Raw genomic sequence first — 24471 nt, 5'->3', positions numbered from 1 at the left:
TAATCTAGGTAGATTAATCTACTTATAAGCTTGCTCCGCTTGCAAGATCCTTCAAGTTGATATGAGAGGTATTAAGAAGGGTCTCTTGGGCTCTAGGAGAATGTTCTAAAAGGCATCTTGCTGCTGTACCCAATTCGTCCATCATCTCTTTCTTGCGGTTGTGAGAGATCTCCCCAAGTAGATATGAGACGACCTTGAGGCATCCACTTAGGTAATACTGGTCGCTATTCATCAGAGAGGCAGGCTTTGTCGCTATCTGATAATGTGGGTGGTAATCAAAGAGTCGTCCTCCATGAGCGCAGATATTCCGCAAGTGGCGACAAACCATCAGATAGGCAGAGAAGGTTAAAGTATTCTTTATACCAAAGTGGCGACTTATGACACTCTTGTCAGAACCTTTAATCAAGCTATTATATAGACATTCTACCGATCCGAATGTCATAAACTCTATTACCTTCCAGGCTGGAGGATAGGTATCCCTAGGGTGTGTCTTATGGTGGTGCTTGATTGCGTCACTACCCCGCTTGAGGGTTGTATATATCTTCTTATCAAAAGTCCTAATAAACTGATCTTCTATAACCTCTGGATCTACGAACCAGACAGGGTTCTCAGGGTAGCGATTAGATATTTCATAAATCATCTTGGTTCGGAGTGCAACCTCTATTCTGCGTAGATATTTGCTCAAGATGGTGTGTAGGTCATAGTCGAAGTAATAAAGGCGGACAGCATCTTCGATTCGAGTTCCCTCGGCTACCTCATGTGTCCGTCTACTTAGATTGGGATAGCTCTTCTCGTAGGGGAACATATAGAAGCCAAGCCTGTAGTAGCCAATATCCATAAGGTATTCTTTAGCTTTGCCTTCATCTTCTATCTGTATCCCCCGACTGCGCATCAGCTGAATTTGCTCATCTAGTGTTGTTGCTTTTTTCTCCATCTAACTATAGTTAAGTTTGCTCTAACATAGTATTACGATGAGACAAAGATACAATGTCTGTACAAGCTGAAGAAACGCAACAGCCCCGCACTACCTGACGTAGTGCGGGGCTGTAGACTTATGGTTGCTTGGGGTAGTGGCTTAGCCGTTTACCTTAGCCATGTGAGCTACGAGGTCAAGGACCTTGTTGGAGTAACCGATTTCGTTGTCGTACCAGCTAACGAGCTTAACGAACTTGTCGGTAAGAGCGATACCAGCCTTAGCGTCGAAGATAGACGTGCGAGTGTCGCCGAGGAAGTCGCTAGATACAACGTCCTCGTCCGTGTAGCCGAGGATGCCCTTGAGTTCACCTTCAGAAGCCTTCTTGATAGCTTCGCAGATCTCTGCGTAGGTAGCAGGCTTAGCGAGGTTCACCGTGAGGTCAACGACAGAGACGTCGAGGGTAGGAACGCGGAAGCTCATACCCGTGAGCTTACCATTGAGCTCGGGGATAACCTTACCTACAGCCTTAGCAGCACCGGTGCTAGAGGGGATGATGTTCCCAGCAGCAGCACGGCCACCACGCCAGTCCTTCACGCTAGGACCATCGACGGTCTTCTGCGTAGCGGTGGTAGCGTGAACGGTGGTCATGAGACCATCGGTGATACCGAAGTTGTCGTGAAGCACCTTAGCAAGAGGAGCAAGGCAGTTCGTGGTGCAGGAAGCGTTAGAGACGAACTGAGTACCCTTGACGTACTTGTCGGTGTTCACACCGCATACGAACATTGGGGTATCGTCCTTTGAGGGAGCAGACATGACGACGTACTTAGCACCTGCGTCGATGTGTCCCTGAGCCTTTTCCTTGGTTAGGAAGAGACCTGTTGATTCTACTACGTATTCAGCACCGATAGCAGACCACTTGAGGTCAGCTGGATTCTTTTCTGCAGTTACACGGATGGTCTTACCGTTTACGATGAGGTTACCGTCCTTTACTTCGACAGTACCATCGAAACGACCATGCATCGTATCGTACTTGAGCATGTAGGCCATGTACTCTGCGTCGAGCAGGTCATTGATACCTACGATCTCGATGTCGCTGCGCTTCTGGGCAGCACGGAAGACAAAACGGCCAATACGTCCGAAGCCGTTAATACCAACTTTAATCATCTTACTTATTCTTATCGTTAGAAACTCTGATTACTTGTCACTATGCAACGAGGATACTCCATCGCAATGCCTAAAAGTTGAGGTCAATACAACCTCTTCACCTGATCTGCAAGCAGAAAGCAACCTTTTTGCCCTACAAAATTACGGAATTTTGTCCATACAATCTGCACCTTTCTCAAAAATCTTATAAAAGTCCTCTTCCCACACCCCAAACAAAGACGTAACACACTATGTATCAATAGACATACCCCCACTCCACGAGACACCCTGAACGACTTACCATAAGTCGTCACAACGAGTTACCATAACTCGTTCCGAAGACTTACCATAACTCGCTCAAGCGACTTACCACAACTCGTCGCGACGAGTTGTGGTAAGTCGTCATCTCCCTCCATAAGGGACTGAGAATCAGCATCCATTTACCGCCCTAGGGCAGCATAAAGAAGCCGTAGTGTTTCCACTCGAAGAGAGCCCAACACCTACACCACAGCACCTTGATCCCTAGGCTAACGCCAACACGGCCCCACTTACCCCAAGCTCCCTCTTCACGAGGCATGAGGGATGAGACACAGAGAGGCACATCGCTATGATATTCCATAAATTATCACTATATTTGCAGTCCATTAACGCTCGTACGGTTACCACAAGCAACAGCGTAAGCAACAATATTATAACGTTATAACGAAAGAATGAAGAAAGGTATCCATCCTGAAAACTACCGTCCCGTAGTCTTCAAGGATATGTCAAACGAAGACATCTTTATCACCCGCTCCACGATGGCAGCGAAGGAAACAATCGTAGTTGATGGCGTAGAGTATCCTCTGATCAAGGTAGAAATCTCTAGCACATCACACCCCTTCTTTACTGGGAAGGCAAAGCTTGTTGATACGGCTGGTCGTGTCGATAAGTTCATGAGCCGCTACGGAGAGCGTAAGAAGTAGTAGGCACCCCAATGAGGGGCACGCAAAGCCTTCGGTGAAGTACAAGCCAGAGGCAAAGCACAGACCTTACCAAGTGGCTATCTCATCGATGTGATGGGATAGCCACTTGACTTATAGAGGGGCAGATACCGTATCTTTGCCTAAGTAGAAGCAAGCAATAATAAGCAAACAAACAGCAGAGACAATGATCACAGCAGAGCGTTATCACGACATCAGCATGGGACACCGTGTCGTAGGACATGAGAATAAATGCCGACACCTACACGGGCATAACTACCGCATCCATTTCGTCTGTGAGGCTGACCAGCTTGATGCACTTGGCCGTGTGATTGACTTTGGGCTTATCAACGATCGCCTCTGTCAGTGGCTCGAGGAACACTGGGATCATCGCTTGATGATCTGGCAGGAAGATCCACTACTACCCGAGCTACAACGCATCGCCTCGGAGGATCTCTGCATCGTCCCCTTCAACCCCACAGCAGAGCAGATAGCCCAGCATCTCGTCCATGTCGTTGGGCCTCAATGTCTGGCAGGTACGGGGATTCGACTCACGAGCTGCCGTGTAGACGAGACACGTAAATGCTCGGCCACGTGTCGCCTCTAGCTACACCCTAGGGGCAGGCAAGAGGGTGAAGCAAAGAGAGTGAAGGGAGCGAGTGATCGCCCTATAATCAGCTTCACTCAGGCTTTTTATCTCCCCTAGAGAAACCAATGAGAATACCTATCTTTGCTTGCAGACAAATACATCACGCTAAGGAACAATGAAACTCAGATCGCTCGTAGCCCTACTCGTCATGCTCCCTACAGCACTTCCCTCTGCCTCTGCTCAGGAGCGAGAAGCCACTCGCACACCCACACTCGCTGAATATACCTCAGGGTCCCCCTCACAGCTCCGCCCTACTTCGCTCAGAGCTCTACAATGGCTCGGTGATGACTACATCTATATCCAGGAGCGAAACCTCATCCTCGGGACACCTGGAGCAAAGAAGGCAGAGCGCACCCTGCTGACACAAGACGAACTCCTAGCTCTCATCGGGGAAGGCACGAAAGGGAATACAGCGAAGTACTTCAGCCCGTTCCAAGTGGTTGGTAGAGACCAGCGCCACTTGCTCATTACTTTTTCAGGCAAGCACTACGTCCTCGATCCACGAACGAAGCAACTGACCACTACCTTTGAGCAGGACACCAAGCGTGAGAAAACATTTGACCTCGCTCCAACGCTAGAGGCATCTGCTATCATCAAGGACCACAACATCTATGTCACCACAAGCCGTGGCGAAGAGGTACAAGTCACCACCGATGGTAGCCCAACACTTGTCTATGGCAGCTCGGTACATCAGAACGAGTTCGGCATCCATGGTGGACTATTCTGGAGTCCCGATGGTAGCCAGCTTGCTTTCTACCGCATGGATCAAAGCATGGTCGCACCTTATCCCATCGTACATACCAACACCCGCAAGGCAACCCGCCAAGACCTTTACTATCCCATGGCAGGCATGCCCATTCACCACGTCACCGTAGGGGTCTACAATAGGGCTACGGGGAAGACCATCTATCTGAACACAGGACTACCGAAGGAGAAATATCTAACCAACATCACTTGGTCTCCCGAGGGTAAAACGATTTACATCGCAGAGGTCAACAGACAGCAAAACCGTATGGAGCTGAAAAGCTATTCAGCTGAAACAGGGGAGCCACTACAAACACTCTTCGTTGAGGAGAACGAGAAGTATATTGAGCCTCAGCACCCACTCTACTTCATACCTAACCGTCCAAATGAATTCATTTGGCAAACACGCCGTGACGGCTTCTCCCATCTCTATCGATATACAACCTCGGGTAAGCTCCTTGGGCAAATTACCAAGGGAGACTTTGAGGTCATTAGCTTCCTTGGCTTTGCAGATGGGGGGAAGACTCTACTTTACACCTCGACAGAGCAAAGCCCAATCAACCGTGTCGCTTACCGAATCAGTATTGATGGGAAGGGGAAGAAGCTCCTCACACCTCAGCCTGGCTGGCACATAGCCTCAGCATCGAAGAGTGGGAAATACCTCCTCGACACCTTCGAGTCACTTCATGACGTGCGGGAGAACAGGTTGGTCTCGACAGCTACAGGCAGAGACCAAAGGCTCTATCAGTCAGACAACCCCGAGGCTAGCTACATTACGCCAGAGATTATCCTCGGGACAATCAAGGCAGACGATGGCAAGACAGACCTGCACTATCGCCTGATTAAGCCCACGAACTTCGATCCAACGAAGAAGTATCCTACCATCGTCTACGTCTACAACGGTCCACATGCTCAGCTCGTGCAGAACCGCTTCCATGCAGGCTCTCTTGGCTGGGATCTCTATATGGCCACACAGGGCTATGTGCTCTTCACCATCGATGGACGAGGCTCAGATGCTCGAGGCACAGCCTTTGAGCAAGTCATACATCGTCACCTTGGCCTCCATGAGATGGCTGACCAGATGCGAGGCGTAGACTTCCTCAAGAGCTTGCCCTACGTAGATACTAATCGTATCGGTGTCTATGGCTGGAGCTATGGGGGATTCATGACAACCAACCTCATGCTCACACACCCCGAGACCTTCAAGGTCGGTGTAGCGGGTGGTGCTGTGATGGACTGGAGTCGCTACGAAGCTATGTACGGCGAGCGCTATATGGACACACCCCAGGAAAATCCAGAAGGGTACAAGGCGACAAACCTCGCACTTCGGGCTAAAGACTTACGGGGACGCCTCCTTTTGATCCATGGGACGATTGACCCGGTTGTCCTCTGGCAACACACACAGCTCTTCGTAGAGGCTTGCGTGAAGGCAGACACTTACCCCGACTACATGATCTACCCAGAGCACGAGCATAACGTACGGGGAGCAGATCGTGTACACCTCAATGGGGTAATCACACGTTTCTTCAAGGATCATCTTTAGTCCTCACCATTCACGATAATTATACCACGACATATATGAATATACTTCTATTAGGGTCTGGAGGGCGAGAGCATGCCCTAGCTTGGCGCATGGCTCGTAGTCCTCGTCTGAGGGAATTGTATATAGCTCCAGGAAACCCAGGCATGGCACCCTATGGGACATGCTTCCCTGAAGTTGGCGTGACGGATTTCCCTGCGATTGCGGAGCTCATCACCAAACTAAATATCAATCTCCTCGTTGTAGGGCCAGAGGTCCCCTTAGTCGAAGGGCTAGTGGACTATCTACGTACTAAGAAGGGGATGCACAACCTACTTATCGTGGGGCCTGATGCCAAAGGTGCTCAGATTGAAGGGAGCAAGGAATTCAGTAAGGCCTTCATGCTTCGCTACAATATCCCGACAGCCAGCTACCGCACCTTCGACAAGGCTGGCTATACACAGGCCTTAGAGTATCTGAAGGAGCTACAACCACCCTATGTACTGAAGGCCGATGGTCTGGCTGCCGGCAAGGGGGTCGTGATTGCTGAGACTCTAGAGGAGGCTGGACGAGAGCTACAGTGGATGCTCTCTGGGCGCTTTGGGGAGGCTAGTGCCCGTGTGGTCATCGAGGAGTACCTCTCTGGCATTGAGTGCTCTGTCTTCGTTGCCACCGACGGCAAGAACTGGCGTGTGCTCCCCGTTGCTAAGGACTACAAGCGCATAGGCGAAGGAGATACAGGGGCAAACACTGGCGGTATGGGTTCAGTCTCCCCTGTGGCATTCGCCGACGAAGCTTTCATGGCGAAGGTCGAAGAGCGCATCATTCGCCCCACGATCGAGGGGCTACAGAAAGAAGGGATTGACTACCGAGGCTTCATCTTCATCGGACTCATGAATGTATCAGGTGACCCCTACGTCATTGAGTATAATTGTCGCATGGGAGACCCCGAGACAGAATCCGTCATGCTGCGTATCGACTCTGACTTTGTAGAGCTACTGGAGCGCATGGCTATGGGGGACCTCGGGGACTATCAGCTCCAGGAATCACCTGAATATGCAGCCACTGTTGTGCTAGTCTCACAGGGTTACCCAGAGAACTACCCCAAGGGCTTCCCGATTAGCTACCCACATATGCCGACGTTTGACTCGGCACTCTTTCATGCTGGCACCATGCAAGATGCCTCAGGGCATCTCGTCACCAGCGGAGGGCGAGTACTGACAGCTAGTTGCCTTGGCACCACGCTCCAGGAGGCACTTGACAGGTGCTACCATCTAGCTGACCAAGTGCATTATCGAGGCAAGGCCCTACGCCGAGATATTGGTCAAGACCTCATCAAGCTCCAGGGCGAATAACCTCATCTTCAGCCTATGAGCCTCGCCCTCTGCAGGCAGGCTCATAGGCTTCCTTCTGTAAAGGCATAGCCTCTACCCTTTCACCCCCACAAACGATAGATGTCTTACAGACAGCCCGTACGCAGACATAGAGCCAACTGGCATGAGTTTGTCCTTTGGCTCTCGCTCTTTCTTGCGCTTTACCTGCTCTCTCCCTTTTCTCCGCTCCCCTCAGCCATCGGCAGCCTCCCCTGGGGTATACTGCTCTCTCAGCCCAGTACACTAGCGGCACGTCTAGGGACACTTGTTCCTATCCTGCTCTCTTATCTGGTCATCGTGTACCTCAGTGAGCGGGATATACTCTTGGGGAAGCCTGAGCATCCCGTAGCGCTGCTCTTCCTCACAACACTTGCCCTAAGCCTACCAGGACTCACCCTGCTGAAGAGTTCATCCCTTCTCTTGATGACACTCATCCTGTTTACCTCGTTTGGAGGGGAGGGAAGGGAGGAGCAACCCATTCCCTATCTAATCACAGGCCTACTCATCGGTACACTGGCGCTGGTTCATCCTATCTACCTGCTCATTACACCGCTGGTCATTACCACCCAATACATCCTACGCCTAGCCACACTGAGGAATATCCTAGCTACGCTGCTTGGGCTTTTCTTGCCTGCCTGGCTCTTGCTTCCCTTCCTGCTCCTACTATGTGATCAAGGGGAGCTAAACAACTACCTAGCCTATCTCTACGAGCAATTCCTTGACTTTACCCCCACACAGTTTCCCGCTATCTCAGGTATAAGTCTCACTTATGTCCTACTGCTCACTATCCTCTTAGCCTTAGGATGCTTGCTTTATAGGAGGAGCTTTGGGCGAGAGAAAATCCGCCAGCGAGGTATGATTGGAGCTCTACAGCTCGATGCCTTCCTGCTTATTGGCTTTAGCTTCATCTTCGGTGCGCATGCCTCAGAGCTACTCACTCTCTCAGTTATCCCACTCTCCCTCCTCCTTGCTCGGGGGATGGCAGACGTCCCCCCCAAGCTCGCCTATGCCCTGCGTGCAGTGATCTTCCTTACCCTACTCGGTATGATGTTCGCCCACACATACTACGCTACCCTACCCCACTTTGCACCAATACTACAATGAATAATCCCCATAACGTACACGTCGGCTCTGAGGTACGCTTCCTCAATGCTGTCGGCGGAGGGCATGTTGCCCGTATCACGGGCGACACGGCGTGGGTGGAGGATGAAGATGGCTTCGAGATTCCCACGCCCCTCAAGGACTGTGTCGTCGTAGAGAAGGACGACACTTTTATCCCAGCTATCCGCCCCCCCAAGGTCATCCAGGATAAACTCAAATCCTCCAGCTCTGGAGGGGAACTAGGACGAACTCAAGGCAACGCCTCCCACTCCACGAGAAAAGGTATCCCCGTAACCTCGAGAGAGGTATCCTCACAACCTCAAGAGAGGTATCCCCGTAACCCCAAGGGAGGTATCCCCGTAAGCTCCGAAGGCTCCCCTGCACAGACTCTGGGACAGTCTCCGCATCTCCCCACCAAGGGCTTGCCCTACACTTACCTCCCTGATCACTCAGAGCTAAGTGTTTACCTAGCCTTCCTCCCCATAGACCGCACCCAGCTGGGGCTGACCAGCTACGAAGCCTACCTCGTGAATAAGAGCAACTACTGCCTCTTCTTCACCTACCTCAGCAGTGTCGGCACAAGTTACAAGCTACGTGCCTCGGGGGTAATTGAGCCCAATGGCGATGCCTTCCTAGAGGAGTTTACCCCTGCTTCGCTCAATGATCTGGAGCAGCTTGCCCTTCAGCTTGCCCCCTACGATGACCAGCGTCCGTTCAAGCTCCTTAACCCAGAGCTCGTACGTCTTCGCCTTGACACACGCAAGTTCTTTAAGCTGCATAGCTTCACCGAGAATGAGTTCTTCCAAGACGATGCTCTGCTCATCCCCGTGCTGGAGGGAGGCAGGGCTACCGAGGAGCTAAAAGTGGAGACAGCTAAGCTAGAGGAAGCCCTAAAAAGCCCCTCTACAAAAGAGAAAAGCCAGCCCCACAAGAAGCAACCTGCCCCCAAGAGAAATCCCAATGAACCTCTGGTCATTGACCTGCACGCCCACAGCCTACTAGAGACAACAGCTGGTATGTCGAGTGCAGATATCCACGAGTATCAGATCGAGTACTTTCATCGCATCATGCAGGAGGAACTTCCATATAAGGGGCGCAAGGTCATCTTCATCCACGGCAAGGGAGACGGCGTACTACGTAGCTCCATAGAGCGTGAGCTGAAGCACAAGTATAAGAGCTGCACGTATCAAGACGCCTCCTTCAGAGAATACGGCTATGGTGCCACTCAGGTAACAATCAGATAGTATGCAGGAGATTGAGCATAAGTTCCTCGTACGCTCTATGGACTTCCTCAGCGAAGCTACCGAGGCTTACCCCATAGACCAAGGCTATCTACATGCCTCACCCCCTACCCTACGTGTACGTGTACGTGGCGAGCAAGGCTTCCTCACCATCAAGGGAGGGAGTGACAAAAGCGGTCTAGCAAGAGAGGAATACGAATACGAGATCCCCCTCTCCGACGCCAAGGCACTACTTGCCCTCTGTGGCCCTCGGCGACTGACCAAGACCCGCTACCTAGTCCCCTACGCAGGTTACACCTGGGAGGTAGATGTCTTCTCGGGCAGACATGAGGGACTGATCCTAGCCGAACTTGAGGTCACCAGCCTCGATGAGACCTTCCCCCTTCCCCCATGGGTTGGGGATGAGGTTACGGGTAATCCACGCTACTACAATGGCTGGCTAGCTGGGGAACAATAGCCTCTGTATCATAGTTATGCTTGTATAGCCCCTCTCGGAGGGGTATTACGTAATGCATAATCACTCAAACAGTAGAATCTATGAAGTTCGAGCTTATTCAACTCCCCTATGCTCCCGACGCTCTCGCCCCCGCCATTAGCGCAGAGACTCTCTCCTTCCACCACGGCAAGCATCTAGCAGGCTACGTTAATACACTCAATAGCCTCATCGAGGGTACGGAGTTCGCTGATGCCTCGCTAGAGGAAATCGTGTGCAAGAGCGAAGGTGCCCTCTTTAACAACGCAGGCCAGACCCTCAATCACAATCTATACTTCACACAGTTTGCCCCCAATGCTGGAGGTGCTCCTACGGGGAAGCTACTCGCAGCCATCGAGGCTAAGTGGGGCAGCTTTGAAGCGTTTCAGCAGGAGTTCCTTACGGCGTGTACTACCCTCTTTGGCTCGGGCTGGGCTTGGCTAGCTGCTAAGGCTGATGGCGAACTAGTTATCACGAAGGAGCCCAACGGGAGCAACCCTGTCGTACACGGACTTCGTCCGCTCATGGGTATCGACGTTTGGGAGCATGCTTACTACTTGAGCTACCAGAACCGCCGTGCCGATCACATCAAGGATGTATGGGGCATCATTGACTGGTCTGTCGTAGCCTCTCGCTACTAAGCTCCAGCTTACCACCCTCGATCCCTCAGGCTAGCTTTTACACCTAGTCTGAGGGATTTTTTCTTTTCCTCTGCCATCCCTTCCTCCTCTTCTCTTCTCCGCCACTCTCTGCCCACCTCGGCAAGTGTTTCCCTTGCCGTACACCCCACCTTTCATTTGTCTTAGTCCTGTATCCTCTCCCTTAGCCTTCCATAATTTACAGCTTCACATAGCAACGACAAGGCCGTGCATCTCGCTTGAGGTGCACGGCCTTGTCGTTTAGGGATGGAGTGACTAAGCCTCCTTCACACGACCCACATACGAGCCATCACGTGTATCGATGGTGATGAGCTCACCTTCGTTGATGAAGAGAGGCACACGCACCTCTGCCCCCGTCTCTACCGTAGCGGGCTTCAGCGTGTTTGTAGCGGTATCGCCCTTGAGACCTGGCTCGGTATAAGTCACACGAAGGGTCACATGTGCTGGCAACTCGCAGGTGAGGACAGTCTCGGAGGCTGCATGAACCATCGCCTCTACAGTATCCCCTTCCTTGAGGAACTGGACGCCATCGATGACAGCCTCAGGGATTGAGATCTGCTCGAAGGTCTCTGGATGCATAAAGTTCAGCCCCATTTCGTCCTTATATAGGTACTGGTATGGGCGACGCTCGATACGCACTTCCTCGACCTTCACACCGCTGTTCCAAGTCTTATCAATGACACGTCCTGTGGAGACGTTCTTGAGCTTTGAGCGAACAAAAGCTGGACCTTTACCCGGCTTAACGTGAAGGAACTCCACGATGAAGTAGTACTGCCCATCGATGTCAAGGCACATACCATTACGGAAATCTGCTGTAGTAGCCATAAATATCTAACTAAAGGATGTTATTTTCTTTTTCCCCACAAAAATAGGAAAATTACCCCAAATGCCCCATACCCAGTACTTTTCCTCTCCGCCCATTCGCTCCTCCCCTAAGGTTACGAGGAAACCTGTCGAGAGGTATCCCCAATACCTCATAGGAGTTTTCCCCGTAACCTCTCGAGAGGTTACGGGGATACCTCCTGAGGGGTTACAGGGGAAAGGGTAGAGCAGAGCTAGGGTAGGTGATAGAGCATTAGCCCAAGTGAGAGAAGGGACAAGCGGAGCAAAGCCCCTTGGTACAATAGAAGCGATGCAGGTGGAGGAGCGCCTGACTCTCTGCGGCAGTCTTCACCTGCAGGCCTGCATCGGCGAAGAGTCGGACTATACGATTGTCCTCTGCTGAAATACCCTGAAGGAGCATCAGCTCTGGGTAGGTGTCTGTGGGGGCTTCGTGGGAGGGGCTTCCTGCTGAATTAGGATGGGGATCTCCCTCTTGACTTGAAGAGGAAAATCCAGCCACAGCGAGGGGAGAGGAAGAGGAAGCAGAAGGGAGAGACTTGAGAGAGGGAACGGAGGAATGCAAAGCTCCATAGCGGAGGCGATAGGCAAGGCGATAGGGCACCAGCACATTGATGAGCAAGAGGTCACAGGCCTTCCTCGAGAGGCATCCCCCTTGCCCCTTATCCCACGCTGCCCAAGCCTCAGAGAGCGGATGTTGGAGCAAGGCATAGGCCTCCTCGGGTGTAGTGAGGTGCAGGAAGCGGTCGGGAAGGAAGTCCGAGGCAGAGAGTAACGTAGCGAGCTGTACGAGACGACGCTCGGGCAGGTTCGCTGGTCGGGTGCGCGCTCTCTGAAATGTCCCCTCGGGCAAGGGGCTAAGGGAATACTTATGCCTTAGGAACGTGTATTCCTCCACAAGATGCTCGGCGTAGTCACCCGTGGGAAGCACAGAGAGTAACCCTGCTTGCCCCAAGAGCAGAGCCTCCACTTGGTCGGGATGGTCTCGGTGCTTCATGAGCGTAGCGTAGGGCAACGCAAAGGCAAGACGCTCCATGGCCTCTGCATTTAGCCCAAAGCCAAAATAGCGGAGCAGGAGTGTATAGAAGGCTTGATTCCAGTTACCTGATGCACGAAGCAAAAGGTCTTGGAAAGCACGTGTCTTTTCTCGCAGGCGAGCGTGTAGCAGGCAGTGTAGCCACACGTCCTTCACCTCTGTCTCTACACCAGAGAGTGGAGGATTTTTGCCCCCCTTCTCACCTCCTGCACATGGGAGCTTATTTGACAATGAAACAAGGTTGGTTGCCTCTGGACGTAGAGCATCGGGCACCATGAGAAGGCAGGTCGGCATACCTTCACCAGAGGGGAGAGATACCTCCCGATTATCCAGCTCCACGACATGAAGAATTACCGAATGGTAGGCGGGGTCTTCGTCATGATGATGCGTGAACCATTCGGAGGAAGCGTGATGAATCTCCACAGAGCCTACCCAGAGCAGACCATTGATCTTAACCTTGGAGAGGAAGAAATCTGGCCCGGCATTTCGGTTTAATTCTCCGGGGTCAATGACCTCAATCTTTGCTCCTGCAAGCCTACCTGTCGGGATAAGTTCGCAATAGAGACGTCGGAGCCAAACGTAGTGCAGGAAGGCCTCCATAAAAAGGGAAGGGCGTAAGCAAGGGGTGGTAAAGAGTGCCGAAGGGAGCGGAGTAAAAGGTTAGTCAACCAGCTCGGTATAGTGAGGGATATGGTCGAGGGGGCTAGAGGTCATTTGCTCGTAGTCAAGGTGCCAGGCTAGATGCTCTATCCCATTGGAGAGAATGAGGTAAGGCACACGTAGGGTATAGTTGTAGCGCAAGATCTGCTGCAGGACTTCCTCCGTCAGGGGTACGTGTGGAGCTTTGTACTCGATGAGTAAGCGAGGTGTGAGACTTCGGCTATAAAGGAGGCTATCGCAACGCTTCTTCGTTAGGCCTACTACAAGGGAAACCTCATTCATCATCAACTCACGAGGGTAACCCAGATGCTCCAATAGGTAATGGACGAAGTGTTGGCGTACCCATTCCTCGGGTGTGAGGGCAACAAACCGATGGCGTAGGTCATCATAGATATAAGGCTTGCCGTATTTCTTCGTGAGGCGCAGGGGGTAGGTAGGGAGATTTAGCTCTATCATTCTTATCTTTGTCTAGCGTGTACCCTCCAGAGAGGCACACACGAAGTTATACAATAATTGTCGATATGGCTACCTACGAGGATATTGCGAAGTCCATCAAGAAGAGGGCATTGAAGTCCGTCTACCTCATCGCAGGGGATGAACCGCTCTTCATCGACCAACTGGCGGAGCTTTTCCTCTCGGAGGTTATCCCTGCGGATGAGCAAGACTTCAACCTCTCCGTCCTCTATGGTGCAGATGTATCTGCTCGGGACATCCTCCTCGATGCCTTGCGCTTCCCGATGATGGGGGAGCGGGTACTTGTCCTCGTGAAGGAGGCACAGCAAGTGCGAGACATCGAGCAGATTGCAAGCCATATCAACGACCTCCCTCAGAGTACATGCCTCGTGCTGTGCTACAAGAAAAAACCTGATAAGCGAAAATCCCTCTACAAGACACTCCAAGCAGAGGATACCGTCTACGAGTCTACACGTATCTACGACTCCAAGATCCCCGATTTTATCACAAAGAGCTTCTCGACAAAAGGGCTATCCATCGACCAGCGCACAGCCTCCCTCATGGCTGAGGCCACGGGGAATGACCTAGAGAAAATCCTTGGGGAGGTAGACAAAATCACCCTTGCTCTACAAGGGAGAACACAGGTTATCACTCCCGAAATCATCGAGTATTATGTGGGGGTGAGCAAGGAGTACAATAACTTCGAGCTCCTCTCTGCCCTCATCAAGCGAGATGTTCAGCGTGCTTGGCGCATTGCCTTCTACTTTGCTGCCAATGAGCGAAGCCACCCCATACAGATTACTCTCGCTACCCTCTTTGGCTTTTTCTCGAACCTAATGGCGGTGTACTACCTAAACCAGCCCAACGAGCGCACTATAGCCGAAGCCCTAAAGCTCTCACCCTATGCAGCACGAGACTACGACCAAGCCCGCCGAGTCTACTCCGCAGCCCAAGTCTATGCCATCGTGCATCACCTGAGGATGATTGACGCAGCCTCCAAGGGTGTAGACGCTAATCTCCCCACCTCTGAGCTCTACAAAGAGCTGGTAGCAACAATCCTCTCCGTATAGAGCGAGCTGAGGGTAGGGATAACTCACCTATCCTAGTGACGACCTTCTACTCTGCCCAATATCCCTCCTTCTACCTACGCCAAGAGCGATTCTTTACTCTACCCCAAAAACAACTGTCTACTCTCCCTACAACAGTCTTTTATCTGCACCAATAGTGACCTTTTATTTCCCCCACACCTTCTCTCTACCATCCTACACACATTCACTCAATTTTCCCCCTCGCAGAAAGACTAAATAAAAGAGCCATCCCCCTCCATGGCCTAGTAATCCATGGAGGGGGATGGCTCCTCTATTAAACTGACATCTCTAGCTAAGGGGCCAGTACGTAGCCCTCGGCAGGCTGGACAGGCTTCCCCAGAAGTGTCGCTGCCGTAGCACTCTCAACGAGTACCTGGACGTACTGCCCGATACGATAGCCTTGCTTGTCAAAGACCACAACCTTATTCTGCTGTGTCCTACCGAAGAGCTGCTCACGAGAGCGTTTGCTGAAGCCCTCTATCAGCACCTCAACCACATGCCCCACATCACGAAGATTGCTCTCTAGCGACAGCTGGCTCTGCAGGTCAATCATCTCCTGCAGGCGACGGATCTTCACCTCCTCAGGCACGTTATCCTCCAGGTACTTAGCGGCGTAGGTACCAGGGCGCTCAGAATACTTAAACATAAAGGATGCCTCGTAACCCACCTCACGCATGAGACTCAGGGTTTCCTGGAAGTCCTCCTCGCTCTCGTCATGGAAGCCACAGAAAAGATCCGAGGTAATTGCACAGTCAGGCATAACGGCACGAATGGCAGCAACACGCTCAAGGTACCACTCGCGCGTGTAGTTACGCTTCATCAGCTTCAAGATGCGGTTATTCCCAGACTGAGCAGGCAGGTGGATATGCTTACAGATATTGGGATACTTCGCCATCGTGCGGATGGCTTTGTCATCCATATCCTTGGGGTGTGGGGAAGTAAAACGGATACGCATACCAGGTACCGCCAGTGCCACAGCCTCCAGCAAATCAGCGAAGTCATAAACCCGATCACCATCTACGAAGCGATAAGAATTCACGTTTTGCCCCAGCAGTGTTACCTCTCGGTAGCCCTTGCTGGCTAAATCTGTTACCTCTCGAATAATGCTCTCTAGCTCACGGCTACGCTCCCTACCACGTGTATAAGGCACGATGCAATAGGAGCAGAAGTTATTGCAGCCACGCATGATGGATACAAAGCCCGAGATATGCACACCGCTCATCTTCAGAGGCATCACATCCTTGTAGGTCTCGCTGGTAGAGAGCTCAACGTTGATTGCCTTCTCGCCCCGCTCCACCGCACCAACTAGGTTCGGCAAGTCTAGGTAGCTGTCTGGCCCGACGACTAGGTCGACGTGGTGCTTCTCGATCAGCTCTCCCTTCGCACGCTCAGCCATACAGCCCAAGACCCCAATCGTCAGGCTCCGTTTCCGCTTCTTACGGATCGAGTGGTAATACTCAATGCGGTTGAGTACCTTCTGCTCTGCATTATCTCGTACCGAACAAGTATTGATAAGCACCGCATCTGCAAGCTCTGGATCTTCGGTCAGGTGGTAGCCATCCATCTGCATGATAGACGCTACGACTTCACTATCGGCTACATTCATTTGGCAGCCATAGGTCTCGATATAAACACGCTTTTCGCTAAGGGACGAAGCGGATTTAGAGTCCGCCGTCTCGTTTCTCGTCATAAAAGGACTATTAAGTGATACATTATACTTGTGAGTGCAAAAGTACTACGATGCAGGGAGAAACACATCATCAGTGGCTCCATCACCTAGATTTCGCCCCTACACAGCACCAATATAAATAGAGACTTCGTATACCTTGTATTTGGTAGTTCAAATATTCTCCTTTATATTTGTGGTGAAAATGTAAGATTTTTCATAGTTAAGGTTTTGGTTAATAGGTTGGAGTCAGCTGGGAAGCTGGCTCCGCTGTTTTTATACTCCATCCTCATTCCCCGCTACCCCATTTCTCTTACTTGTTTACTTCAGTTCCCTCAAATAAATTGCGGGCTTCTCAATACCTAAGACTAGCTATCCCCTATTTATTTGGAGCTTGTACAGCCTATATCCCTTCCTATCTAAGCCCAATCAGCGAGTATATTTAAGCTGTGGAGGGTGTTCTACTGAACTTACTTATCACCACAATAAAGAAATAGCCTACACGCTATGGTAGCGTGCAGGCTATTTCTTTCGCTCTAGATAGTGGATCCTGGCCTAGAAGCGGAAACCTACCGATACGGACATGCGGAAGAATGCCCAAGGTGTAGCAAGGTTCTTTAGCTCAACAGTCTGGTTATGTTCATCCACTTCAAGCTCCGTATGCCTTTGCTTGATGACAGCAAGATTATCCAAGGGATTAAGGATCTCCGACTTCAGAGACTGAATCTCTCTCTGAGTAAGTCTTCTTCCTGCCCACATGAAGTATTTCCCCGAGAAGCTTAGGTTTCCCTGTCCGATATGGGCACCTAGGATATTCCAGTCTAGGACGATATTCTTATTCCGACCGAGTAGCCACTGCACCCCGAGACCAAAGCCCAAGGAATGCGTAGAGAGCTTGCCATCGACAACAAGTGTCCCCGTAGCACTGCTACCCGACTCTGGCGTCACATGGAAGTCGTAGCTATAGTTCGAGAGGCCATAGTTCTGGAAGCGATAGTAAGCCATGAGATAGAAGCCATGTCCATAGCCTCCACCTGTGTACCAACGAAGCTCTGGAGTGAGAGCAAACGAGCTCAGCCCAAAGTCTAAGGAGTACTCTTCACTTAGACCTAGAGTCCCTTCAGCTGGGACAAGAGGTAGCCCCCCACGAGGCATTGTATTCAGCGCAAGCTGTACCCCGAGGCCAGGGGTAAGGATACGCTCTGCTGCGAAGCTATAGTTACGGAAGATTGGGCTTGTGATATTCGCTTTAACGATCGTCTTCCCATCGAGTAATCCCCAGCTACTAGGGTCAAAGTGTTCTTTTTGTGCCATGGCAGAGGAAGCTAGCACAAGGGAGAGGAGTAGAGTAAAGATTCTCTTCATCTTTATTGATAATATTACGTAAGGGTTTTACTTATATGACTTTCCAAGGTCACAACTCAAGGCCACAAAGATATTCTTTTTGCTCTAAAAATCAATGATAGAACATAGTGAAAGGCGATAACTGACCATTAGGGCAAACACAAAAAAGAGGCGATGCCACTTGGGTACCGCCTCTTGGGGTCACTAGCCTCTAGAGCTAGCGAAGAGTAGTCACTGAGATTAGCGACGAATGCCTAGCTCCTTGATGATGGCACGATAACGCTCGATGTCAATCTTCTGGAGGTAGTCGAGCATGCGGCGACGCTTCCCGATGATCATCTTTAGAGCACGCTGGGTGCTGTAATCCTTCTTGTTCTTCTGCAGGTGTCCCGTTAGGTGGGCAATGCGGAAAGTGAAGAGAGCGATCTGGCTCTCAGGTGAGCCAGTATCCTTGGCGGACTTACCATGCTTTTCGAAGAGCTCTGCCTTCTTAGCTGAATCTAGATACATAAATACTAGTACTTAAATAGTGAAACAAAATACCGCCGTCGCAAGCTATCACTCCCTCAGAGGAAGACAAACGACGCATCGGATCGTGGCGCAAAGATACAAAGAATGAAACATATCACCCTGTTCTCTCCTCATCACCCCATGATAAAAGATGATCGCCCACCGTGATAAGCCTAGGACTCATCAGGGCGGGCGATACTACATCAATCTAACCTATTGTGAAGAGACGCTCTAGTCTCTCAAAAGGATCAAATAATCCTCCTCACTCAAACCCTCTCAGTGCGATGGCACACTAAGAGAGACTGAAACTCATACTCAAAGGAAGTAGAGCCTAATTAAGAGGAGATTGGATATCAAGCCTCCAAACCTTTGCTCAGAGGCTTGGCATGAAAACTTAGTCCTTGAACTTTGCCGCAAGGAACTCGCGGTTCAGACGGGCAATGTTCGAGATCGAGATATTCTTCGGGCACTCCACCTCGCAGGCACGGGTATTGGTACAGTTCCCGAAGCCCAACTCATCCATCTTAGCTACCATAGCCTTTGCACGACGAGCAGCTTCGACACGTCCCTGTGGCAGGAGGGCTAGCTGGCTAACCTTTGCAGAAACGAAGAGCATGGCAGAGCCGTTCTTACAAGCAGCGGCACAAGCACCACAGCCAATACATGCAGCGGCATCCATTGCCATATCAGCGTTGGCCTTAGGGATGGGGATTGCGTTGGCATCAGGCACACCTCCCGTATTGACCGACACGAAACCACCAGCTTGGATGATCTTGTCATAGGCCGAGCGGTCCACCATGAGGTCGCGAATAATTGGGAAGCCAGCCGAACGCCAGGGCTCGATGGTAATCGTATCGCCATCGTTGAAGCGACGCATGTGTAGCTGGCAAGTAGTGATACTGTCATCGGGTCCATGGGGATGACCATTGATATAGAGTGAACACATCCCGCAGATCCCTTCGCGGCAGTCATGATCGAAGACGACGGGTTCCTTCCCTTGGCGCACGAGCTGCTCGTTGAGGATGTCAAGCATCTCTAGGAACGAGCTTCCCTGCGATATATTTTCTAGATCATACGTCTCGAAAGCCCCTTGTACCTCGGGACCACGTTGGCGCCAGACCTTTACCTTGATGTTAATATTCTTGTCCATTGTACGTGTAATGGCTAAGGGTTAGTTCTTATAATTACGCTGCTGACGTACGACAAACTCGTAGTCGAGAGGCTCCTTCAAGAGGACAGGATCCTGGTCTTCACCTTGATACTCCCAGCAGGAGACATAAGCGAACTTATCGTCATGGCGAAGAGCTTCACCTTCGGGAGTCTGGTGCTCGAGGCGGAAGTGACCACCGCAGCTCTCCTCACGGTCGTGAGCATCACGAGCCATCAGTTCGCCAATCTCGATAAAGTCAGCCAGACGGAGAGCCTTCTCTAGCTCAACATTCAAATCATCAGCCTTACCTGGGATGCGGACATCGCTCCAGAATTCCTTCTTGAGCGCCTTGAGCTCAACGATGGCCTTCTCCAGACCTTCACGCTCACGTCCCATACCTACGAAGTCCCACATGATGTGACCAAGCTTCTTGTGCAGGCTATCTACCGACTGTGAGCCCTTGACGGACATCAGGCGGTTGATACGATCCTGGATACCCTTCTCTGCTTCATCAAACTCGGGCAAGTCTGTGCTGAAACGTGGCACCTGAATTTGGTCTGCCAGATAGTTCTGGATGGTATAGGGTAGCACGAAGTACCCGTCAGCAAGCCCCTGCATCAGAGCTGAAGCCCCGAGGCGGTTAGCACCATGGTCGGAGAAGTTAGCCTCCCCGATAGCAAAGAGCCCTGGTACGGAGGTCATCAGCTCGTAGTCTACCCAAATTCCACCCATGGTGTAGTGGATAGCAGGGTAGATCATCATAGGAGTCTCGTAGGGATTATCGTTGGTAATCTTTTCGTACATCTGGAAGAGGTTCCCATAGCGAGCCTCTACAACGTCCTTACCGAGGCGTTGGATAGCCGAAGAGAAGTCTAGGAATACAGCCAGACCTGTGTTATTCACACCATAGCCAGCGTCACAACGCTCCTTAGCCGCACGGCTAGCCACGTCACGAGGGACGAGATTACCGAAGGCTGGATAACGACGCTCGAGGTAATAGTCACGATCTTCCTCCTTGATCTCGGTAGGACGTAGCGTGCCAGCCTGGAGCTTCTTGGCATCCTCTAGGTTCTTGGGCACCCAGATACGACCATCGTTACGGAGCGACTCAGACATCAGCGTGAGCTTAGACTGAAACTCTCCATGAACAGGGATACAGGTAGGGTGGATCTGTGCCATACAGGGGTTAGCGAAGTAAGCCCCCTTCTTATAGCACTGCCAAGCTGCAGACCCGTTGGAGGCCATAGCGTTGGTGGAGAGGAAGAAGGCATTACCATAGCCCCCCGTCCCGATTACTACCGCATGAGCAGCGAAGCGCTCAATTTTCCCAGTGACTAGGTTACGAGCGATGATACCTCGTGCGCGTCCGTCAATGATGACTACATCGAGCATCTCGTAGCGGGTGTACATCTTCACCGCACCCTTCCCTACCTGACGGCTCAGGGCTGAGTAAGCACCGAGTAGGAGCTGCTGTCCCGTCTGACCACGGGCATAGAACGTACGTGAGACCTGTGCGCCCCCGAAGGAACGGTTGTCCAAGAGACCGCCGTACTCACGAGCAAAAGGCACGCCCTGTGCCACGCACTGGTCGATGATGCTGTTCGCGACCTCTGCTAGACGGTAGACATTCGCTTCACGGGCACGGTAGTCACCACCCTTGATCGTATCGTAAAAGAGACGATAGACGGAGTCACCATCATTCTGGTAGTTCTTAGCAGCGTTAATACCCCCTTGTGCCGCAATCGAGTGTGCGCGGCGAGGAGAATCCTGGATACAGAAGTTCAGGACGTTAAATCCCATCTCTGCCAGCGAAGCAGCAGCGGAGGCACCTGCCAGCCCCGTTCCTACAACGATGATGTCGAGGCGGCGCTTGTTCGCAGGGTTAACGAGCTTCTGATGGTCCTTATAGTTGGTCCACTTCTCGGCCAATGGGCCGGCGGGGATCTTGGAATCTATCTGAGACATAGTGTTTATATGACTGATAATGGATCGCGTGTAGTGTCTTTATCGCTAACGATTAGAGACCACAAGCACCCCCGCAAAGGGATTGGATGAAGTAATACAGTACGACAACGGCAAAGCCTAGGACGATGATCGTTGTGTAAACGTTCGAGAGGCAGCGTAGGCGGTTGAACCAAATCTTATTGTTGAACCCGATGGTGTGTAGCGAGCTCCAGAAGCCATGTGACAGGTGGAACCACAGCGCAACCAGCCATACGAGGTATAGCACGACAAAAATAGGATTAGAGAAGGTGTAGCGAATGAGCCCAGCACCATCCGTAGGGCCTGACACCCCATCGATACCCAGGTCATGCTGACCGATGATCTCGGCTAGCTGCATCTTAGCCCAGAAGTTAAAGAAGTGCAGTGCCAGCCCGAGGATGACGACCACACCGAGGGCCATCATGTTCTGCGAAGCCCACTCTACGCCCTTAGGCTTGTCTACAACGCCATAGCGGTCGTTGCCTCGTGCCTTACGATTCTGATAGGTCAAGATGAACGCATAGACGATATGCACGATGAAGAGGAAGGCCAAGCCCATCGTCCCCACAAGCGCGTACCAATTCGCCCCGAGGAATTCACAGATAGCGTTGTAACCCTCCTCTGAGAAAAGAGCCACAAGGTTCATCGACATGTGGAAGGTCAAGAACAGGATAAGTGCTAGCCCTGAGATACTCATGACCAACTTACGCCCGATCGAAGATTTGATTAACCACGACATACAAGTTCTGTTTATACTGTTGTTTATCTATTTATGCATCTCCAAGGGTAGGTGACGTGCCACATGCCATTATCTCCTCTGCTGATCCTCCCAGCGACACGGCGTAGTCACCCCAACGCACTACAAAGATAAATCAATTAGGTATATCAAGTACTATTATTAGCGAAAAAAAGGCATAATCGTACGAACCTCCATCACCATATCTAGGTATATTCGGCTGTGAAAGCAGGAAAAGCCCTATGTTTTTCTACCTAAAAAAGGCTAACCACATTGCTGTATGACCTCCCTTCACCATCGGGAGAAGGCTTCCCAAGCAGGAGCAGACACCCCTCAATAGGTATCGGGGACACCTCTGAGGAGGTTACGGGGATACCCCTCCTGACTTTACGGGGATACCTCCCGAGAGGTTTCCTCGTTACCTAATTCGATGCTTTTAGGGGAGAGTCATCCACGCAACCTCATGACTCTCTTGAGGCGATGGAGCAAAAGGCTTTGATAAAAGGGTGTGAGGTATTTTCAATAAGACCAAGGACGCATGGCGGCATTCCCCCATTCACTCATTTAGGCTATGCAGTGAATCTATGCTAGCGAGGTAGGAGACGCACACCCTCACCAGCTGTGCTACTTGTCCTCCCTTCCACGGCAGGCATTCCTCCCTCGACAGCCTACTCCTCTACCCTCTCACTAGTGGACGCAGATAGCGGGCAATGAGATAAGCTCCGAGGAGCGTTGCTCCATAGGTTGCCAGCGTGTAGCCCCAAACAGAATGAATATAAAGCACAGGGCTATGGAAAAGCTCCACGAAGGACATGTGTAGAAGATATACCTCTAGCGAAATATCGCCCAAAAGGAGAAGGGAACGCCCCATCTTCCCCTGCTGATGAGCCAGAAAAAGGTTCGTCAAACCTAGGGCTTTGGCAAGGGTCATCAGGAGGATCGGGAGCAAGAAGAGCGAGGCTTGGTATGTATCGATGAAAAAGCGTGCCTGTAGTCCAGGTGCCACAATCCCGAGGACATAAGAGACCATCCCGAGCAGTAGCATTGGGATCGAAAGGGCAAGGTATCGCTTCATAAACCCATAGATCGGTTGCTCCCACAGAGCAAAACCCACCCCAACAGCAAAGCAAAGAGGGTAACGGAGCCAATAGCCACCGAACTCAGCTCGCGAAGCAAAGAGTATAAGGGCAAGCGTCTGCCCCACGAGTAAGAGGAGCGCAATCCATCGCTTCACGCCCCAGCGAAAGGCGAGGAAAAAGAAAATATAGAGGAAGAAGAGCTCACCCAAAAACCAAGCCGGATAGGGCGGGCCAATCACCCCATACCTCAGCCCAGACCAAGAGGCTAGGAGTCTCTCTCCCAACGCCCCCCATGTAAAGGTATCGACCCCTTGGGCAACAATCGTGAGCAGATGAGCCAGAACAAAGAAAAAGAGGAAGGGCTTAACCAGTCCCCAGAGCCTTTTCCTAAGCCAACCCGACCAATACTTCGTAAGGGCTCCCCCTTGGCGTGCCTCCTGCAACCTCAGCTGTGTCATGAGGCCAAAGCCCGAGAAGAAGAAAAAGAAAGCAAGAGCAAGGGGAGTGAGAGCACTACAGAGCTGTAGCCAAAGGGAGGCCTCACCGGGCGCACACGTAGCACAGAGGTGTGTACCAACGATGAAGAGCGAGAGGATGCCCTTGATGGCAATAGTATATTCCTTGGGTAGGGTGCTGGGGGTAGCAGAGTAGCTCATCTTCCTTGCCTTGTCTTAAGTGATTACGATACACAAAGATACGACGAAGAGATATTACTCACCCCCGATGAGCCCCCCACCCAAAGGTCTAAAAAGAGGATCCCCCTGTGAAGCAGGCGCCTCACAGGGGGATCCGTTATGTAATCCTAAAGGGATTAGAGCAGCTCTTCGACCGCCTTCCTCAGCACGTCGATGCTCTGTGCTCCGACGAGCTTCTTAGCAACTTCGCCGTTCTTGATGAAGAGGATCGTGGGGATATTACGCACGCTGAAGCGGCTGGGGAGTTCTTCGTCCTTGTCGACGTCACACTTCCCGATCGTCACACGACCTTCATACTCTTGTGCAAGTTGCTCGATGAAGGGACCTACCATCTGGCAGGGACCGCACCATGTGGCCCAAAAGTCCACTACCACGGGCTTGCCATCAGCAATAAGGGTCTCGAAGTTTTGGCTGTTGATTTCTAGTGCCATGATTTATTCCTTTCGTTATTAATA

Annotated in this window: 22 protein-coding genes; 9 read left to right on the top strand and 13 right to left on the bottom strand. The window is 51.5% G+C overall.

Annotated elements, in window-relative coordinates:
- Positions 1–22 precede the first annotated feature (22 nt).
- Entirely contained in the window at positions 23–934 is a 912-nt protein-coding gene (locus HMPREF0636_RS03755; protein ID WP_044168595.1) for an Abi family protein, read from the bottom strand.
- A gap of 141 nt (positions 935–1075) precedes the next feature.
- Positions 1076–2080, bottom strand: a complete 1005-nt coding sequence (gap, locus tag HMPREF0636_RS03750; RefSeq protein ID WP_005467449.1) for a type I glyceraldehyde-3-phosphate dehydrogenase — start codon at positions 2078–2080, stop codon at positions 1076–1078.
- 689 nt (positions 2081–2769) lie between these two features.
- Here gap and HMPREF0636_RS03745 point away from each other — a divergent pair.
- The 8 genes from HMPREF0636_RS03745 to HMPREF0636_RS03710 all read left to right on the top strand — a co-directional run bounded on the left by HMPREF0636_RS03745 (position 2770) and on the right by HMPREF0636_RS03710 (position 10758).
- On the top strand, positions 2770–3021 hold the full coding sequence (locus HMPREF0636_RS03745; RefSeq protein WP_005467446.1) for a type B 50S ribosomal protein L31: 252 nt from the start codon (positions 2770–2772) through the stop codon (positions 3019–3021).
- A gap of 184 nt (positions 3022–3205) precedes the next feature.
- On the top strand, positions 3206–3625 hold the full coding sequence (locus HMPREF0636_RS03740; protein WP_005467445.1) for a 6-pyruvoyl trahydropterin synthase family protein: 420 nt from the start codon (positions 3206–3208) through the stop codon (positions 3623–3625).
- Between the two features lie 157 nt (positions 3626–3782).
- Positions 3783–5954, top strand: coding sequence for a S9 family peptidase (locus HMPREF0636_RS03735; RefSeq protein WP_044168594.1), 2172 nt, complete (start codon positions 3783–3785; stop codon positions 5952–5954).
- 35 nt (positions 5955–5989) lie between these two features.
- Positions 5990–7285 carry a phosphoribosylamine--glycine ligase gene (gene purD, locus HMPREF0636_RS03730; protein WP_044168592.1) on the top strand — a complete coding sequence of 432 codons (1296 nt, stop codon included), beginning with the start codon at positions 5990–5992 and terminating at the stop codon, positions 7283–7285.
- A gap of 99 nt (positions 7286–7384) precedes the next feature.
- On the top strand, positions 7385–8407 hold the full coding sequence (locus HMPREF0636_RS03725; RefSeq protein ID WP_044168591.1) for a DUF6427 family protein: 1023 nt from the start codon (positions 7385–7387) through the stop codon (positions 8405–8407).
- Positions 8404–9648 (top strand): DUF2027 domain-containing protein, encoded by a 1245-nt coding sequence (locus tag HMPREF0636_RS03720; RefSeq protein WP_044168590.1) that lies wholly within the window; start codon positions 8404–8406, stop codon positions 9646–9648. Before HMPREF0636_RS03725 ends, HMPREF0636_RS03720 begins: the two co-directional genes overlap by 4 nt.
- A 1-nt stretch (position 9649) precedes the next feature.
- Positions 9650–10102 carry a CYTH domain-containing protein gene (locus HMPREF0636_RS03715; RefSeq protein ID WP_044168589.1) on the top strand — a complete coding sequence of 151 codons (453 nt, stop codon included), beginning with the start codon at positions 9650–9652 and terminating at the stop codon, positions 10100–10102.
- A gap of 80 nt (positions 10103–10182) precedes the next feature.
- Positions 10183–10758, top strand: coding sequence for a superoxide dismutase (locus tag HMPREF0636_RS03710; protein WP_005467439.1), 576 nt, complete (start codon positions 10183–10185; stop codon positions 10756–10758).
- A 273-nt stretch (positions 10759–11031) separates the two neighbouring features.
- Here the strand turns inward: HMPREF0636_RS03710 and efp are convergent, their stop codons facing one another.
- The 3 genes from efp to HMPREF0636_RS03695 form a co-directional block, all read right to left on the bottom strand.
- Positions 11032–11601: an elongation factor P gene (gene efp / locus HMPREF0636_RS03705; protein WP_005467438.1), complete on the bottom strand. Its 570-nt coding sequence runs from the start codon at positions 11599–11601 to the stop codon at positions 11032–11034.
- Between the two features lie 250 nt (positions 11602–11851).
- Positions 11852–13252 carry a DUF2851 family protein gene (locus tag HMPREF0636_RS03700; protein WP_052328731.1) on the bottom strand — a complete coding sequence of 467 codons (1401 nt, stop codon included), beginning with the start codon at positions 13250–13252 and terminating at the stop codon, positions 11852–11854.
- A gap of 60 nt (positions 13253–13312) precedes the next feature.
- On the bottom strand, positions 13313–13768 hold the full coding sequence (locus tag HMPREF0636_RS03695; protein ID WP_044168588.1) for a type I restriction enzyme HsdR N-terminal domain-containing protein: 456 nt from the start codon (positions 13766–13768) through the stop codon (positions 13313–13315).
- 65 nt (positions 13769–13833) lie between these two features.
- On the opposite strand from HMPREF0636_RS03695, the gene holA reads away from it, so the two are divergent.
- Positions 13834–14835 (top strand): DNA polymerase III subunit delta, encoded by a 1002-nt coding sequence (gene holA, locus HMPREF0636_RS03690; protein WP_044168586.1) that lies wholly within the window; start codon positions 13834–13836, stop codon positions 14833–14835.
- 310 nt (positions 14836–15145) lie between these two features.
- On the opposite strand, the gene miaB is transcribed toward holA, so the two are convergent.
- From miaB to trxA, 8 genes are all read right to left on the bottom strand, one after another.
- The gene (miaB, locus tag HMPREF0636_RS03685) at positions 15146–16543 is read right to left on the bottom strand and encodes a tRNA (N6-isopentenyl adenosine(37)-C2)-methylthiotransferase MiaB (protein ID WP_044168585.1); all 1398 of its coding nucleotides are present in this window, start codon (positions 16541–16543) and stop codon (positions 15146–15148) included.
- A gap of 531 nt (positions 16544–17074) precedes the next feature.
- Positions 17075–17884, bottom strand: coding sequence for a hypothetical protein (locus HMPREF0636_RS03680; protein WP_044168584.1), 810 nt, complete (start codon positions 17882–17884; stop codon positions 17075–17077).
- A 219-nt stretch (positions 17885–18103) separates the two neighbouring features.
- Positions 18104–18373: a 30S ribosomal protein S15 gene (gene rpsO / locus HMPREF0636_RS03675; RefSeq protein WP_005467430.1), complete on the bottom strand. Its 270-nt coding sequence runs from the start codon at positions 18371–18373 to the stop codon at positions 18104–18106.
- 394 nt (positions 18374–18767) lie between these two features.
- The gene (locus HMPREF0636_RS03670; RefSeq protein WP_005467429.1) at positions 18768–19523 is read right to left on the bottom strand and encodes a succinate dehydrogenase/fumarate reductase iron-sulfur subunit; all 756 of its coding nucleotides are present in this window, start codon (positions 19521–19523) and stop codon (positions 18768–18770) included.
- Between the two features lie 21 nt (positions 19524–19544).
- On the bottom strand, positions 19545–21488 hold the full coding sequence (locus HMPREF0636_RS03665; RefSeq protein WP_044168581.1) for a fumarate reductase/succinate dehydrogenase flavoprotein subunit: 1944 nt from the start codon (positions 21486–21488) through the stop codon (positions 19545–19547).
- A gap of 52 nt (positions 21489–21540) precedes the next feature.
- Positions 21541–22245: a succinate dehydrogenase/fumarate reductase cytochrome b subunit gene (locus tag HMPREF0636_RS03660; RefSeq protein WP_005467427.1), complete on the bottom strand. Its 705-nt coding sequence runs from the start codon at positions 22243–22245 to the stop codon at positions 21541–21543.
- A 673-nt stretch (positions 22246–22918) separates the two neighbouring features.
- Positions 22919–23977, bottom strand: coding sequence for an acyltransferase family protein (locus HMPREF0636_RS03655; protein ID WP_044168579.1), 1059 nt, complete (start codon positions 23975–23977; stop codon positions 22919–22921).
- Positions 23978–24132: 155 nt separating this feature from the next.
- A complete protein-coding gene (trxA, locus tag HMPREF0636_RS03650) occupies positions 24133–24447 on the bottom strand; it encodes a thioredoxin (RefSeq protein ID WP_005467424.1) in 315 nt (104 codons plus the stop codon).
- Between the last annotated feature and the right edge of the window lie 24 nt (positions 24448–24471).

Origin of the sequence: Porphyromonas catoniae ATCC 51270 (assembly GCF_000565015.1) — a bacterium.
Classification (GTDB): domain Bacteria; phylum Bacteroidota; class Bacteroidia; order Bacteroidales; family Porphyromonadaceae; genus Porphyromonas; species Porphyromonas catoniae.
The sequence above is the reverse complement of the archived record's forward strand: the minus strand, read 5'-3'. Positions and strand labels throughout refer to the sequence as shown.

Excerpts from the sequence above, each read along its gene's own strand:
- HMPREF0636_RS03755 (WP_044168595.1), bottom strand. The coding sequence starts at position 934 with ATGGAGAAAAAAGCAACAACACTAGATGAGCAAATTCAGCTGATGCGC.
- gap (WP_005467449.1), bottom strand. The coding sequence starts at position 2,080 with ATGATTAAAGTTGGTATTAACGGCTTCGGACGTATTGGCCGTTTTGTC.
- HMPREF0636_RS03745 (WP_005467446.1), top strand. The coding sequence starts at position 2,770 with ATGAAGAAAGGTATCCATCCTGAAAACTACCGTCCCGTAGTCTTCAAG.
- HMPREF0636_RS03740 (WP_005467445.1), top strand. The coding sequence starts at position 3,206 with ATGATCACAGCAGAGCGTTATCACGACATCAGCATGGGACACCGTGTC.
- HMPREF0636_RS03735 (WP_044168594.1), top strand. The coding sequence starts at position 3,783 with ATGAAACTCAGATCGCTCGTAGCCCTACTCGTCATGCTCCCTACAGCA.
- purD (WP_044168592.1), top strand. The coding sequence starts at position 5,990 with ATGAATATACTTCTATTAGGGTCTGGAGGGCGAGAGCATGCCCTAGCT.
- HMPREF0636_RS03725 (WP_044168591.1), top strand. The coding sequence starts at position 7,385 with ATGTCTTACAGACAGCCCGTACGCAGACATAGAGCCAACTGGCATGAG.
- HMPREF0636_RS03720 (WP_044168590.1), top strand. The coding sequence starts at position 8,404 with ATGAATAATCCCCATAACGTACACGTCGGCTCTGAGGTACGCTTCCTC.
- HMPREF0636_RS03715 (WP_044168589.1), top strand. The coding sequence starts at position 9,650 with ATGCAGGAGATTGAGCATAAGTTCCTCGTACGCTCTATGGACTTCCTC.
- HMPREF0636_RS03710 (WP_005467439.1), top strand. The coding sequence starts at position 10,183 with ATGAAGTTCGAGCTTATTCAACTCCCCTATGCTCCCGACGCTCTCGCC.
- efp (WP_005467438.1), bottom strand. The coding sequence starts at position 11,601 with ATGGCTACTACAGCAGATTTCCGTAATGGTATGTGCCTTGACATCGAT.
- HMPREF0636_RS03700 (WP_052328731.1), bottom strand. The coding sequence starts at position 13,252 with ATGGAGGCCTTCCTGCACTACGTTTGGCTCCGACGTCTCTATTGCGAA.
- HMPREF0636_RS03695 (WP_044168588.1), bottom strand. The coding sequence starts at position 13,768 with ATGATAGAGCTAAATCTCCCTACCTACCCCCTGCGCCTCACGAAGAAA.
- holA (WP_044168586.1), top strand. The coding sequence starts at position 13,834 with ATGGCTACCTACGAGGATATTGCGAAGTCCATCAAGAAGAGGGCATTG.
- miaB (WP_044168585.1), bottom strand. The coding sequence starts at position 16,543 with ATGACGAGAAACGAGACGGCGGACTCTAAATCCGCTTCGTCCCTTAGC.
- HMPREF0636_RS03680 (WP_044168584.1), bottom strand. The coding sequence starts at position 17,884 with ATGAAGAGAATCTTTACTCTACTCCTCTCCCTTGTGCTAGCTTCCTCT.
- rpsO (WP_005467430.1), bottom strand. The coding sequence starts at position 18,373 with ATGTATCTAGATTCAGCTAAGAAGGCAGAGCTCTTCGAAAAGCATGGT.
- HMPREF0636_RS03670 (WP_005467429.1), bottom strand. The coding sequence starts at position 19,523 with ATGGACAAGAATATTAACATCAAGGTAAAGGTCTGGCGCCAACGTGGT.
- HMPREF0636_RS03665 (WP_044168581.1), bottom strand. The coding sequence starts at position 21,488 with ATGTCTCAGATAGATTCCAAGATCCCCGCCGGCCCATTGGCCGAGAAG.
- HMPREF0636_RS03660 (WP_005467427.1), bottom strand. The coding sequence starts at position 22,245 with ATGTCGTGGTTAATCAAATCTTCGATCGGGCGTAAGTTGGTCATGAGT.
- HMPREF0636_RS03655 (WP_044168579.1), bottom strand. The coding sequence starts at position 23,977 with ATGAGCTACTCTGCTACCCCCAGCACCCTACCCAAGGAATATACTATT.
- trxA (WP_005467424.1), bottom strand. The coding sequence starts at position 24,447 with ATGGCACTAGAAATCAACAGCCAAAACTTCGAGACCCTTATTGCTGAT.